Origin of the sequence: Methanogenium cariaci JCM 10550 (genome assembly GCF_001315945.1) — an archaeon.
GTDB classification, from domain to species: Archaea; Halobacteriota; Methanomicrobia; order Methanomicrobiales; family Methanomicrobiaceae; genus Methanogenium; species Methanogenium cariaci.
The window spans coordinates 14,134-27,516 of sequence record NZ_BBBG01000022.1 but is presented as its reverse complement, the minus strand read 5'-3'; the positions used below and the strand labels follow the sequence as shown (position 1 = coordinate 27,516).

Sequence of the window (13,383 nt, the reverse complement as noted above, 5' to 3'; positions counted from 1 at the left end):
ATATGATACAGCGACCGCGAGGTACACGGGACTTTCTTCCCGATGAGATGGAATTCCGCAGGAATACTGAGAAAAAGATGCGCGAGGCAGCACGGCGGTGGGGGGGATACCGTGAAGTCTGCACACCCACGTTCGAGACACAGGAGCTCTATACCATCCGTTCGGGGGGGAAGGCATCATCCATGAGATGTACACCTTTGAAGACAAGGGCGGACGGGCACTCGCACTGCGTCCCGAAGGCACCGCAGCAGTCCTGCGGATGTATGTGAACGAAGCAAAAATGCTTGCAAAACCCCCCCTTCGCTGGTGCTACCTCTCGGACTGTTACCGGTATGAACGCCCCCAGAAAGGCAGGTACCGTCAGTTCTGGCAGTTTGGTGCAGAACTCATCGGTGCCGACACACCGGAAGGGGGGGATGCCGAAGCAATTCTCCTCGCAGATGACATTCTGCGTGCAGCAGGCGTCACCTATGACCTCCATGTCGGTCATCTCTCCCCGATGCGGGCCATCCTCCGTGATTTACCCGAAGACCGGAAGAGGACGATCATGGCCCTCCTGGATAAGAAAAACATCGAAGGTCTGGAGGAGACCCTTGATTCATGGCATCTGGAAGACCTTGAATCCTCGTTGAAAGGACTGCTTGAGGCTGACACGACAGACGAGGTGTTTGCCATTACCGGCCCCATCCCTGAACAGGAACGCATTGAGTCAGTGGTTAATGTCCTGGAAAACGAAGGCACCGTGTTCCGCCAGAACTATGGCATCGTCCGCGGACTAGATTACTACACTGGCATGGTCTTTGAAGGGTTTGCAGACAACCTCGGGGCGGAAAACCAGATCATCGGCGGCGGGGGGCCTACCGCCTCGCTCATCTCTTCGGCGGCGATGATGTCGGATCCTGTGGATTCGGCATCGGGTTTGACCGGGTGATGGTCTCACTTGGTGAGGTGCCCACCCCCCCTGAGGACACCGTCATCGCCGTGCTCTATACCAAAGAGGCACGGGAATATGCGTTCTCCATCTCACGGCAGTTCCGGGATGCCGGGTTCCGGACAGAGATTAACCTGCTGGATCGTGGCATCGGTGCACAGATGAAACATGCGGCAAAGAAGGCGCATTATGCCGTTCTCGCCGGTGAACGGGAGATGGCAGGGGGCACAGTAACACTCAGAAACCTGACGACAGGAAACCAGAACGAGTGCGGTGTTGCGGAGGCAATACGCGGGGTGAGCCAGGAGTGGCAATAGCCGAGAAGCTGGCATCACAGCAGAAGAGTATCAGTGTTGCAGAATTCTTTGAAAAAAACAAGCACCTCTTAGGATTTGATTCACCAACCGCGGCATCATCACCACCATCAAAGAGGCGGTGGATAACTCCCTGGATGCCTGTGAAGAGGCGGAAGTACTTCCTGACATCTGGGTATCCATCACAAAACTCACCAAAGAGACCATCCGGATAGCAGTCGAGGATAACGGCCCGGGCATTATCCCGGACAATGTCCCCCCCTATGTATTCGGAAAACTCCTGTATGGATCCCGGTTTCATCAGATCCGCCAGAGCAGAGGCCAGCAGGGTATCGGGATATCCGCAGCGGTTCTCTTCGCTCAGCTGACAACCGGCGTCCCTGCACGCGTCATTTCACGCACCGGTGCAGACAAACCGGCCTACCTGTTTGACCTGATGATCCGGACAGAAAAAAATGAACCGGAAATCATCAGAAAAGAGGAATATGACTGGGACCGGACACACGGCACCAGAATCGAGCTGGAATTTACCGGCTCACTTGCTGCCAAACGCCGACTCACTGATTACCTGAAGTATACAGCGGTGGTCAACCCGCATGCCCGGATTCAGGCCGATATCGATGGGGGGGAACGATATTCTTTTGAACGGGTCAGTGACGAGATCATCGTTTCGCCACAGGCGATTGCCCCCGCACCCCCCACGGGATTGAATTTGGCACCCTGAAACGGATGGCCGCCACCTCGACCGACAATCTGCATGACTTCCTTGTGAACGGGTTCTCACGCGTGGGCCAGAAGAGTGCAGAGCAGATGCAGAAGCTCGCAGGCATCAAGGGCACACGAAAGGCAAAAGGCCTCTCATCAGAACACCTCAAGGCACTGCTTGTGGCCATGCAGGAAGTGGATGTACCCCCCCCGCCCCCCTGCCTCCCTCTGCCTCTCTCCGATAGGCGAGGAGATGATCGTGCAGGGACTGGAAAAGGAGTTTGAACTGGACTTTGTAAAGGCACGAACCCGAAAGTCACAGGTATTCTCCGGCCACCCGTTCATTGTCGAGGCAGCCATTGGCTATGGAGGGAAACTGGATCAGGAAGGACAGGCACAACTCCTGAGGTTTGCGAACCGGGTGCCGCTGCTCTATCAGCAGGGCGCCTGTGCAATCACAACCGCAGTCACGGGAATAAACTGGCGATCATATAATCTCTCCCAGCAGTCCCTTCCGCTTGGTCCCGTGCTCCTTCTCGTTCATGTAGCCTCGACAAATGTGCCCTTTACATCTGAATCAAAGGATGCAATCGCGGCCATCCCTGAGATGGAAAAAGAGATCACCCTCGCCCTTCAGGATCTGGGCCGCGAACTGAAGGCATTTATCAACAAACGGGACCGCAACAAACTCGCGGAAGACCGTGCACGTGCGGTCTGCTCCATCATCCCGGATATTGCAGAGAAGGTCGCAGAAATTGTTGAACTCCCTCCCCCCGACATCTCACCGATTGAAGGTCAGATCATGCGCCGGGTGGTGGCAAAGAAAAAGACGGAAGACGGGATGGTCGGGATCTCTGTGGTAAACTACACCCGAAAACCGATTGAGGTGATGGTTTACAGTCTCTCTGAAGACAATCCGGAAGAGGCCGTGCCGAAACCGGATTTCATCGATACCATCGGTTGCGAGTTCAATGCCGTATGGCGGACTGCAATTGAACCGGAGTCCGCATGGAAGGCACGTATCCTGGAAAGGGCAGAGGTTCAATAGATATCCGCGGTGTAGATGAGAAGATGAAAGTAGTGGTGGATCTCGATGGCGAATACTGAAAAGGACAGAATAACACAGGAACGGTTGGTATCAATCGCTGCAGACTGGTACGGCCAGATGGCAGATGGCCGGGTTCCCACAATCACGCTACCTACACGGACGAAGGCAAACATCGAATACGATCCAAAGACCGAGGTCTGGAAATACGGAAGCAAAGGAACAACACGGACAGCAAATTCCGCAAAGAGCGCACAGCATATCCTGAAGATGGCATATGTCGTCGGATTTTTAAAGCAGCAGCTCATTGAGTCCCGCTCATCGACCCTTAGGGAGATGTATTACATCTCAGAAGGTTGGAAACGGGCAAAGTTCGCGGCACAGGATGAGAGCAATATGCTGGTGGAGGATCTGGAGATTGTCACCAGTCTCTCCCGGGAGGCATTCCACTTGCGCCCGGAAGAGGATGGTGCGTCCATCTACGGCCCACTGCGCCTCAGGGAACAGACCAAGCGGGGGGGAAACCGTGACATCCACTGTCAGGAGGATGTGGGGGGGGAAGCAGGGTATCCCATCCCTTCAAACGTGGAAAATATCAAGTTTCTCGATCATGACGCCTCCTTTGTGATCGCAATGGAGACTGGTGGTATGTATGCCCGGTTAATGGAGAACGGATTTGATGAAAAGCATAACGCCATCCTTCTCCACCTCAAGGGTCAACCGGCACGCTCCACCCGGCGCATGCTCAAACGAATGAACAATGAACTGGGTATCCCGGTTGTGATCTTTACGGATGGTGACCCCCCCTGGTCATACCGCATCTTTGCAAGCATCGCCTATGGCTCCATCAAGGCAGCCCACATGTCAGACCTGCTTGCCACACCCGGGGGGGCCCGGTTCGTCGGTGTGCAGCCGAGTGACATCAGTGACTATAACCTGCCATCAGATCATCTCACCGAGGGGGATACCGCCGCCCTGAAAGCCATTCTCACCGATCCCCCCCGGTTTGACACCGAATACTGGAGAACACAGATCCAGCTTCAGCTTGAGATCGGTCTGAAATCAGAACAACAGGCCTTTGCAAGCAGGGGGGGACTGGACTTCGTCACCAAGGAGTATCTCCCGACCCGTCTGAGTGAGATGGGAATACTCTAAGACGCTCCTTTTTTTGAACCGTCATAGAATGCCGGGCGGCAGCAGGGCAATCCCCCCCCTTCCGTTATTCTTTGTACGCTTGTATCTCTGGAGATGGTGTTGCGACCTGATTTGCACTGCATCTTTCGCATCCCCCCCCGGCCGGAATACGTCATTGGACGCCGCATCGTTGAATACGTGGACATCTTTGCAACGGCAGCCGGAACACAGAACCACACCGGAGAGCAGTGGCCGCCGGGCCACCGGGTGTTACCAGGAATCTATGCAAAGTACCTATACTCTCTGTACGCCTCTCTTCTCTCTTTTCACCTCTGTAAAAATAAGGAGTATCCAGCCTGTCGTTTATCATTGCAATTTTTCCCGTTTTTTGCAGCAAAGATGGTGAAAAATCGCAACTGGCACCGATAGCGGAGACTTCCCCTGCTGAATACTGTCCGGTGAAATGTGCCCTCTCTTCACCACAAAAATCAATGACAGTATTCTTATGACACACGGGACTGAAAGGGGGATGAAAATACATGTTATTTCCCTTCAATCTCACGGATTGCATCAATTGTTTCCTGCAGAAGTTTCTCTTTCCCTTCAATCCGTGCCACATCACGGATTGCCTCAAGAGTGTGTACACTATCTTCCAGAAAACTCAGAATATCAGTGGGGGGGTAAATCTCCACACCATAATCATCCACCAGAATTTCACTGATCTGCCGGTGGTCAAGTCCAAGGCGACGGAGTTCAAGAATTTTCAGGGCAAACTTTCTCTCCGGGCATCCGCACTGGGGCGACTCTTTGCATTTGCATTCAAGAAAATCCTTGTAAAATTGAATGATTTGTGACCGCATGGTGCGGTCAAGGGAATCATAATCCAGAGACGAGACCAGAATATCCATGAATGCCCCCCCGTTAAAGGCAAAATCAGGTACACGATACCCTGCTATCCTCTGGAGTTTTTTTGCATATCTGAATCTGGCCTTTGCGGCGATCAAATTCCTTCTCCAAACTGCTCATCAAAGTTTTTGAGGGTCTTGAGTCCATTCCCGATATCATCCACCTCAATCAGCCAATCATCAAAGAGTGTCGGATCATCCATCTCGCCGCGGAGATATTTTCCACAGCACGAACTCCCCCCCTGGATGACAAGAGCACAAACCGTTGCAGCAGTTTTAAGGGCTTCTTCTGCCTGGTCATCACCAAGAGTTCTGCCGTATTTTATGAGATCTTTTACCTCACCGGTGGCAGTGCCGTCAATAACTGCCTTGCACCCGGCAAAGAGTACTAAAAAGCGCATCTGGACACCAGAGACGATATCTGCGATGTCACTTTCGGGCAGAGGTCCCATGACAATCTCCTCGACTTCCTCAATCTTCTTTCTGGCTGCCTCGCCACTATAATTACCAAGAAGGAAGAGTTTGATGATCTTCAGGACAGATACGTTGATATCTTCGGTAAAATTATTGAGTGACTGCAGTCCTTCCGGCATCTCCTCAGAATCCTCGTCATACTCAAAACTCATCTCCTCAAGCGTCTTAATCCAGTTATCCCACCGTTCCTGTGTATAAAAATAATACAGGACTGACTGTGGTTCCACTTTCTCCTTCTTTTTCGCCATAGTTACTACTCAATTGTATATCTGCGTTATTAGTGTTTTCGCGTTGTCTTTTTTTCAGCCCTTACAGGAGGGTAACAATCTACTTTGCCCGTTGGTGCCAACATATCTCCGGTTATTGCCGGCCCGCGGACAGCCGGAAGAGATGAGAAGAATGGAAGAATATATGGAAACAACCGAAGCGGTGATGATACGATATGGTGAGCTTTTTTTGAAGAGCGAATCTGTCATGAAATACTATATCAATATCCTGACAAATAACCTGGCTGCCGCTGTTAAAGCAGAAGGGCTGGAATGTTCAATTAAACAGTTCAGAGAGAGAATCATCATCACCGGAGATGAGCCGGAGAGGATTGCACAGGCTGCGTCACGGGTATTCGGCATTGTCGGAGTCAGCAAGTGCATCATGACACCGCCGGACCGGGATATCATCGAAGAGACAGCGGCTCGACTTGCAGCAGAAAAACTTGCTCCCGGCATGTCATTTGCAGTTCGTGCAAAACGGTCCGGTATGAAAGGATTTACCAGCCGGGAACTGGGTGCCTCAACGGGCGCACGCATCATCGACCGCTGTCCCGGCATCCACGTTGACCTGACCGCACCAGACTATGAGGTATTTGCGGAGGCACGGGTATTCGGGGGAATCGTCTATGACACTCAGATAACGGGGCCGGGAGGTCTTCCTCTCGGCACGCAGGGCAAGTTCCTTTCCCTCCTCTCTGCAGGAATTGACTCTCCGGTTGCTACATGGATGATGATGCGCCGCGGATGTGTCCCGGTATTTCTCCACTGTGACGGCGGGAGGCATGCTGGTGCAGATGTCCGCAGCACGGTAGATAAGAATCTGGCCACCATCTCTGCCTGGTGCCCGGGAAAAACAATCCAGATGACGGTCATTCCCCTTGAACCATTCTACGATGCACTTCTTGCCGCAGGAATTCTCCGGACCCGCTGTATCCTCTGTAAACGGTTCATGCTGCGTGTGGCCTCAGCATTTGCCCGGCAGGAAAATATGGTTGCCATCGTAATGGGCGACAACATCGGCCAGGTGGCAACACAGACCCTCGCAAACCTCGGAGTGGTACAGGAAGTGATCACTCAGGAAATACCTATCCTCCGTCCGCTGCTGACCTATGACAAAGAAGAGATCATTCTCCGGGCACGAATGATTGGAACCTTCCGTGACAATGCCGGAGACCTCGGGTGCACCATCGTCCCAAAGCACCCCCTCTATTGCGGCAGATCCCGAAGTGATACGCGCCGATGAAGCACAGATTGCACTCGATGAGATCTTAAAAGATGCCTTGGCGCATGCTACCATTGTCGAGGCACGGAACGGGAAAATCATTGGCGGCCCGTTTCCATAACATCACCCACTGAAATGCAGACCCCTGGTATAACACATTTCTGAAAGGAAAAATCCGATCCCTTTCATTGTTACCTGCCCACCCGTAAGGGGGGGGACAAGTCACCCTTTTTTATTCCCTGTGATAAGGCAGGCATAAGAAAATAGCTGATTTCTCAGAGGAGGGATACTCCCAAAAAGGATTATCAAACCACTGAAGATTACAAGACCGTAAGCCCGTTTTCCCGGGCAATGTCCTGAAATACCTGGCAGAGATGCGCAATCTGTGCATCAGTCAGCCCATAGGTATTATATTTCCATACACGGGTGGAACCGGGGATAACGCCGATGACTCCCTTCTTTTTAAGCGCCTGTGACAGGAAGTAACCTCTCTTTTTATGGGTTGTAGCCACCGTGTCAAAGGAATCCACCGTATTGATTCTCGTAAGTGTATGCTCACGCGGCATGTCACTCTCTATCCGGCTGCCTCGATGGCACTGAGTGCGTCCACGACCTTGTTGCTGTTTTCTACTTCACGGTCCCAGTGAAGCACCCGCTCTTTTACGGCAGGGAATGATGCCATGAGGCCGACGACAGTCACCCCCCCCATCAGTGTGCATCCCATCATCTCCACTTCCTTGATACCGAAGGTGCGGCCGGTGATATCTCCTTTGGCCTGCGTCGTCCGGAAGACGATGTCGGCATACTCATCTGTTGTTGCAACAAGCCCCCCCGAGGGGGCTGGGGCGGCCATGCTCTTATGTCCGGAACCAATGACAAAGTCCACGCCCAGTGCCTTACCGTCCACCGGCATGATTCCAACACTGTATGCACCGTTTAACAGCACTGGGATGTCATACTGGTGAGCCACCTTTGCAATCTCTGCAATCTCATGGATATTCCCATACTGGTAATCCACATGTTCCACAAAGAGAATGGACGGTGTCCTCCCGGTCTCACGGGTGATATCTTCAATCCGTGCCGCAGCGTTATCGGCGGTGATATGATGGTGTTCATCCATCGGGATCTCGTGAATGTCAGCACCGGACTGTTCCAGGGAGACAAATTCCGTGTAATGGGAAAGGGCTGTCAAAAGGACAGGATCTCCCTTCTCAACCATTGAACTTGCCACTGCCTGAAACCCGCGCCGGGCACCGGGAACCAGCCGGACCGCATCCATGTTCAGCCACTCCGCGCAGTCACGATGAAAATCTGCAATCGGGGGTTTATTGATATAATCCAGACGGAATGGTTTCCGACAGTTATCACATACCGAATATCCGTCAGAATAGGCAAGTGCCGCCTTCTGGGCATCAACGGTCAGACGACCGCCCGCCTGTATGGGATCGATATTAATGTAGAGCTCTTCTGCATCACGGGTATCAATATCAGCGGTACATTTCATCAGCTCAGTTCCTCCTCAAGAATGGTCACCTGTTTTTTCAATTTTTCCATTGCCTTTCCCGCACGAACCTTCTGCTCATCATCGAGTTCGTGGACAGGTGCTGTCTCCCGCAGAATAAACCGAATATCTGTGAGAAGATACAGCGCCTGAAACAGAGCGTCTACTGCACGTCTTGACATCTGCTAACCTGCCTATTCCTCTTTTTTTAATGCATAATAAACCAGACACAAAAAACAAACCCATCTCCCGCTACTGACTGCACGGAAATGATGTTCGCCTGAGATGAATGCATACCCTTAAGAAATATTTACCGATAACTATCCCGACAGGAGAAATATATCGATGCGCACGGTTCAGATCCCTTCAATGCTCAAAGATCTCGTATCTTCAGCGATCCTCTCAGCTGACGGCATCACCTTTACCCGTCTTGATGCCTGCCCATACTGCGGCGGACCGGTAAAGGGGGCATGACATGCGCCGCAAACGGTTTGCCACTCTCAGAAACAAAAAAGGGAAACATACGGTCCATGTATTTGTGAAGAGATATCACTGTGAACAATGCGGAAGACTTTGTTATGCAGAGTCGCCGTTTTATCCGGATACCCGATTGGGGATGCCCATTGTCGACCTCTGCAACGCCCTGATTGAAAAGCACCCCCCCTATCATCATGCCGCCCGGATTCTTGCAGCTCTTGAGATCGTAGTCGACAGAGGGACACTCAGAAACTACGCACAACGCTCATTCCCCCCCCTGCCCGATGTGATTGATATGTATGGGGGGGTGCCGATTCCCATTTCCATCCTCAATATGAATGAACTGTCATTCAGAGGGGGGGATGAGAGCGGTCCCATCCCAGGGGGGGCAGAACTCTTCGGCGCCAGAGGTCTCCCACCCGCAGCACGGGCATTTCTTTATTCGATGCGGGGGGGCACGGCAAACGGAATCAGCGGAATAAATAGGAGAAAGAAGAAGAACGGGAACCCTGCCAGATAGCACACCAGGGTCACCACAAGAGATCCTGCAAGCAGAAGGAGACTCAGAGTTCCGCGTTTCGTTTCGCCACCTCACGAACCGCAAACGCGGGGGGGAACGCATCTGTCATGGTCCCATATATGTCTGAGAGGTCTCTGCCGCCAAATGTCTGTGCAAGAAGGGCTGACCCGATTCCCGCGCAGATCAGATTTGGCATTGTTTCACTGCCCGAGGCCCTCCGAATCTCCTCTTCAATGACGGACCGCTGCTCATCCCAGAATGCAGCAGCCACTGCACGCGCATTCTCTTCTCCAATTTCGGAAAGATCAGAACAGACCATCCGTGCCAGCCGCTGCAGGGATTCGCTGATCATGACGCCTGCGTTATCCGGTGTGGGCACGGCGTATTCCACCTTCCCAATATGTCCCATCACAAGATGGACGTCAGCACTGATGGCAAAGAGTTCGTTTGCAACCAGCGTTCGTGTAGCACCGCAGTCCAGGGAGACTTCCCGGATCAGCGAGGCGACGGGAGCACGCAGAAGGCCGGTGTAAACCAGCATGCCCCGCTGGAGTCTGTCAAGGTCACGCAGTGAGAGCAGCCGGTCAAACGAAGAGAGCGGAATGATGTCCGTGGTGGTACTTCCCATGTCTACAAAGACCGATTCCGGAAATTTCGTGCGCAGGTAATCCGCTGAGGCCAGCCAGTTGGCTGCCGCAAGACTCATGCAGGGTTCGGCATGAAATGCCCCGTCCGTCCCGTAAAACCAGGCATCCGAAATGACCGACCGGACCGCATGAACGATAAAGGCAATGCCTTCTTCCTTGGAGGAGAATCCATCTGCGAGCTCTCCGCTCATCACCACCGCAGCCTTTCGTCCGGCATATGGTTTCAGATATGTTGCAATGGGCGATTCCTTCCAGAGAGGGCAGTAATGGATGATGACATCATCCCCATCCACAATCTTCAGGTTTGCACCACCGACGTCAATGCCTATCATAGCACTGTCACCGTCCCGTCCTTATCGTACCTCGCCCGTCCCCTGAGATGGACGGATTCGGGCACATCCCCCCCTTTCGATGCAGCAACCAGAACCTCAGCAATCTCCTCTTCTATCACCGCAGTAATACCGGTCAGACTGGAGGTGGGTCGCGGGTTGACATCCACGACATAGACGTCATCGCCGACAATCACATCAATCCCTGCATACCCCCCCTGACAGCCAAGGACGGTGGCCGCTTTGATGGCAGTTGCGACAATCTCATCTACGGGGGGGATGATCTACGCCAATTTCACCACCCCCCCCAAACGCCACCAGACCATCATCAAAACGAATGAACTGGCGATTCAGGGAAAGCACCAGGGGGCGGACGCCCGCTGTAGTATGAACAGGCATTTCCTACATACCGGCCGATGACAAGGCTTACACTCATATGCTCGCCTTCGATGAACTCCTGCCCAAACTCACCGGATCCGGGGGGGTCTTCATCGGCAATACGCATATTCAGAGCACCTGCTCCCTGTTTTTCCTTTATCACACGGACACCTTCAGAGACCTCCTTCGGCACAGCGATGCCCTGTGCGGCAAGAATTGCTCCTGCATGCGGTTTTTTTGAACAGAGAGCACAATTGAGACTTCCGCACCCGATATTATGACAGTTGTCTTCAAGAATCTTTGAATATTTTCCGAGCAGATGATCCGGTGCAATAACGAGCCCCCCCACATCGGCGAGAGGCGAGAGGCGCCTGAGTTCTGCTTCAAAATCCCCCCCGGACTCCGGGGGGAAATCACGTCATATCCTGACCGGAGGAAACTCTCTTTTAAGACAGAGAGCATTGCATTGCCTTCCGGTGCCAGTGCAGGATTGTGGAATACCGTATATTCTGCGAGAAGTGCCAGCATTGCATACTATATGCACCTTCGGAAATTATGAGAGTGCCGATCGAACTTTATTTGTAGCCACAAAACCTCATTTTCATCCAGACAAATGAGACCAAAAATACTCCTCACAAACGATGATGGCGTCACGTCAGAAGGGCTGTGGGCAGCCTACGAGGCACTCACCCTTTTGCGGATGTGACCGTTGTCGCCCCCCTCAACACAACAGAGTGCAGTGGGACGTTCCATATCAATATTTGAACCTATCAGGGTCACAAAAATTCCCATGCACAACACCGAGGCCTACTCCGTCGGCGGGAAACCAACAGATTCTGTGATCATTGGCATATACTCACTGAACCTGAAACCTGACCTTGTGGTAAGCGGTGTCAATATCGGAGAGAACCTCTCCTATGAATCCATCATGACATCAGGGACCGTCGGGGGGGCTGCACTGGAGGCATCCAACCAGGGAGTGCCGTCCATTGCCTTCTCACTTGAAGTGGAGGATCAGGGCAAGAAATTTGACGACCCGCGGTATTCTGAACAGAATTGCCGCGGCAAAAACGGTAATCACAGATATCTGCAAGCGGTTGTTAGAAGACGGATTCCCCTTGGGCACCGATGTTGTCAACGTCAATATCCCGGCAGAAGTCACCGGCGGCTATGAAGTCACTCATCTTGCAGAGAAACTTTTCCTCACGGGTGTGGAAGAACGCATCGACCCGGGCGACCATATTACTGGATCAACGGACCCATATGTTCGGATGCGGAGGAAGGCACTGATGTCCACGCTGTCCATGAAGGACGCATTTCAATCACCCCCATCACCCTGGACTGCACTGCATATTCCGGAAAAACCGGTCTCGAAAAACTGTTTTATGATGAATTGTCCTGAGATACCTCAGGTTCATTCTCATCTGTTTCACCGGCATCCGGAAAGAGAATGCCCGACCACACCAGCCAGCCTGCCACAACGAGCACAGGGACACCCACTGGTATGGCAAACCCTCCGCTTGATGAAAACGATGGCCCGTACTGGGCGATAAGAGCAACGAGATAGAGAATACCTGAACCCATGATACAGATGCCACCCCTGCGGAAAGAGGAGAAGTTGAGTATCCGGGACGGGAGGGCAACAGAGACAAGTCCTGAAATTCCGGACACAAGTCCTGCGGTCCAGAAGATAGGCATCAGGCACTTCTGCCGGTGATCGTACCTTCCAGCACATACTGGAGGTCACGAAAATGGTGATCACATTTGCACCCATATAGGTATCCTGATAGCGGAAGAGCGGAAACTGCACCCCGGCACCCAGCGTCGAGCCAATGACATAGACTGAGACAGGTACACAGAAGATTAGACAGGCAAGACCCGCAAGGATCCACCCGCGCATTTCAGGTGCTTCAGGACTCATGCAGCCGCCTATTTTTCCCCCCGCCAAGGTGGATCAGGGCCTCTGTCATCATACCCCGGGTTTTTTCATACGTTTCCCGCTGCAGCACCCTCAATTGCTGGCGCATATGCCACAAGATTCATCTGCCCGAGAGCACGAGCCGCTGATCCACGCACAAACTCATTCTCATCGTTGAGAAGAGAAGCCACCGCATCGGCAGCTCCTGTACATGACGAGAGACCCAACCCTTTTGCCGCCATGTATCTCACATGATCCCTGCCGTCCTGCAGGGCAGTAACCAGCAGGCACATGCCACATCGCCACCGATGATACCAAGGGCTTCTGCAGCACGATACCGGACCGTCCAATCCTCATCGTTAAGCAACAGTGCAAGAGAAGGGACGGCAGCACTGCCGATGCAGCAGAAGAGTTCCATCCCCCCGGTTTCGGATGCGTTTATCGGGTGAATGCAGAAGAGCACACATCTCAGGAAGCACAACTTCGGCAGAAAACTCCTTCAGAGAGGATTCAGCCGTCCGCCTGAGTATATCAGATTCGGATAACAGATCTGCGATGAGATCTCCAACGGGCATTTCCGGCATCATATTCAGATAAGTTTTGAACGATTACAG

General features: G+C 52.7%; 12 protein-coding genes and 5 pseudogenes. 7 read left to right on the top strand and 10 right to left on the bottom strand.

All coding sequences use genetic code 11. The features are described 5' to 3' along the window. Positions 1-2: 2 nt before the first annotated feature. From hisS to JCM10550_RS14005, 3 genes and pseudogenes are all read left to right on the top strand, one after another. A pseudogene (gene hisS / locus JCM10550_RS14015) lies at positions 3-1,248 on the top strand (histidine--tRNA ligase). Beyond that, a pseudogene (locus JCM10550_RS14010) lies at positions 1,239-3,057 on the top strand (DNA topoisomerase VI subunit B). The pseudogenes hisS and JCM10550_RS14010 overlap by 10 nt, the downstream one beginning before the upstream one ends. Beyond that, a complete protein-coding gene (locus JCM10550_RS14005) occupies positions 3,044-4,150 on the top strand; it encodes a DNA topoisomerase IV subunit A (protein ID WP_062400014.1) in 1,107 nt (368 codons plus the stop codon). The pseudogene JCM10550_RS14010 and the gene JCM10550_RS14005 overlap by 14 nt, the downstream one beginning before the upstream one ends. A gap of 21 nt (positions 4,151-4,171) precedes the next feature. Here JCM10550_RS14005 and JCM10550_RS19150 read toward each other — a convergent pair whose 3' ends face one another. The 3 genes from JCM10550_RS19150 to JCM10550_RS13990 form a co-directional block, all read right to left on the bottom strand. Then, a complete protein-coding gene (locus JCM10550_RS19150; RefSeq protein ID WP_157200303.1) occupies positions 4,172-4,393 on the bottom strand; it encodes a hypothetical protein in 222 nt (73 codons plus the stop codon). A gap of 278 nt (positions 4,394-4,671) precedes the next feature. Continuing rightward, on the bottom strand, positions 4,672-5,133 hold the full coding sequence (locus tag JCM10550_RS13995; RefSeq protein WP_062400008.1) for a DUF5814 domain-containing protein: 462 nt from the start codon (positions 5,131-5,133) through the stop codon (positions 4,672-4,674). Next, the gene (locus tag JCM10550_RS13990; RefSeq protein ID WP_062400007.1) at positions 5,130-5,756 is read right to left on the bottom strand and encodes a DUF2150 family protein; all 627 of its coding nucleotides are present in this window, start codon (positions 5,754-5,756) and stop codon (positions 5,130-5,132) included. Before JCM10550_RS13990 ends, JCM10550_RS13995 begins: the two co-directional genes overlap by 4 nt. 151 nt (positions 5,757-5,907) lie before the next feature. Between JCM10550_RS13990 and JCM10550_RS13985 the strand changes: the two genes are divergently transcribed. Then, on the top strand, positions 5,908-7,020 hold the full coding sequence (locus JCM10550_RS13985) for a tRNA sulfurtransferase (RefSeq protein ID WP_245619272.1): 1,113 nt from the start codon (positions 5,908-5,910) through the stop codon (positions 7,018-7,020). Between the two features lie 299 nt (positions 7,021-7,319). On the opposite strand, the pseudogene pscS reads toward JCM10550_RS13985, so the two are convergent. After that, a pseudogene (gene pscS, locus JCM10550_RS13980) lies at positions 7,320-8,503 on the bottom strand (O-phospho-L-seryl-tRNA:Cys-tRNA synthase). Next, positions 8,503-8,682, bottom strand: a complete 180-nt coding sequence (locus tag JCM10550_RS13975; protein WP_062400005.1) for a hypothetical protein — start codon at positions 8,680-8,682, stop codon at positions 8,503-8,505. The pseudogene pscS and the gene JCM10550_RS13975 overlap by 1 nt, the downstream one beginning before the upstream one ends. A gap of 163 nt (positions 8,683-8,845) precedes the next feature. Here JCM10550_RS13975 and JCM10550_RS25300 point away from each other — a divergent pair, with 163 nt between their 5' ends. Further along, positions 8,846-8,974: a hypothetical protein gene (locus tag JCM10550_RS25300; RefSeq protein WP_281175413.1), complete on the top strand. Its 129-nt coding sequence runs from the start codon at positions 8,846-8,848 to the stop codon at positions 8,972-8,974. 1 nt (position 8,975) lies between these two features. Further along, complete coding sequence (locus JCM10550_RS20085; RefSeq protein ID WP_218185231.1) at positions 8,976-9,497, top strand: hypothetical protein; 522 nt, start codon at positions 8,976-8,978, stop codon at positions 9,495-9,497. Positions 9,498-9,540: 43 nt separating this feature from the next. On the opposite strand, the gene JCM10550_RS13965 is transcribed toward JCM10550_RS20085, so the two are convergent. Next, positions 9,541-10,476, bottom strand: a complete 936-nt coding sequence (locus JCM10550_RS13965; RefSeq protein WP_062400003.1) for a hydantoinase/oxoprolinase family protein — start codon at positions 10,474-10,476, stop codon at positions 9,541-9,543. Further along, a pseudogene (locus tag JCM10550_RS13960) lies at positions 10,473-11,379 on the bottom strand (ATP-grasp domain-containing protein). The gene JCM10550_RS13965 and the pseudogene JCM10550_RS13960 overlap by 4 nt, the downstream one beginning before the upstream one ends. Before the next feature lie 85 nt (positions 11,380-11,464). Here JCM10550_RS13960 and surE point away from each other — a divergent pair. Beyond that, positions 11,465-12,253, top strand: a pseudogene (surE, locus tag JCM10550_RS13955) (5'/3'-nucleotidase SurE). On the opposite strand, the gene JCM10550_RS13950 reads toward surE, so the two are convergent. The 3 genes from JCM10550_RS13950 to JCM10550_RS20840 form a co-directional block, all read right to left on the bottom strand. Next, positions 12,235-12,549: a hypothetical protein gene (locus JCM10550_RS13950; RefSeq protein WP_062400002.1), complete on the bottom strand. Its 315-nt coding sequence runs from the start codon at positions 12,547-12,549 to the stop codon at positions 12,235-12,237. The pseudogene surE and the gene JCM10550_RS13950 sit on opposite strands and share 19 nt — an antisense overlap. A gap of 288 nt (positions 12,550-12,837) precedes the next feature. Beyond that, positions 12,838-13,062, bottom strand: coding sequence for a HEAT repeat domain-containing protein (locus tag JCM10550_RS20845; RefSeq protein WP_083475537.1), 225 nt, complete (start codon positions 13,060-13,062; stop codon positions 12,838-12,840). Next, positions 13,017-13,232, bottom strand: coding sequence for a HEAT repeat domain-containing protein (locus tag JCM10550_RS20840; protein ID WP_062400001.1), 216 nt, complete (start codon positions 13,230-13,232; stop codon positions 13,017-13,019). Before JCM10550_RS20840 ends, JCM10550_RS20845 begins: the two co-directional genes overlap by 46 nt. Positions 13,233-13,383: the final 151 nt, after the last annotated feature.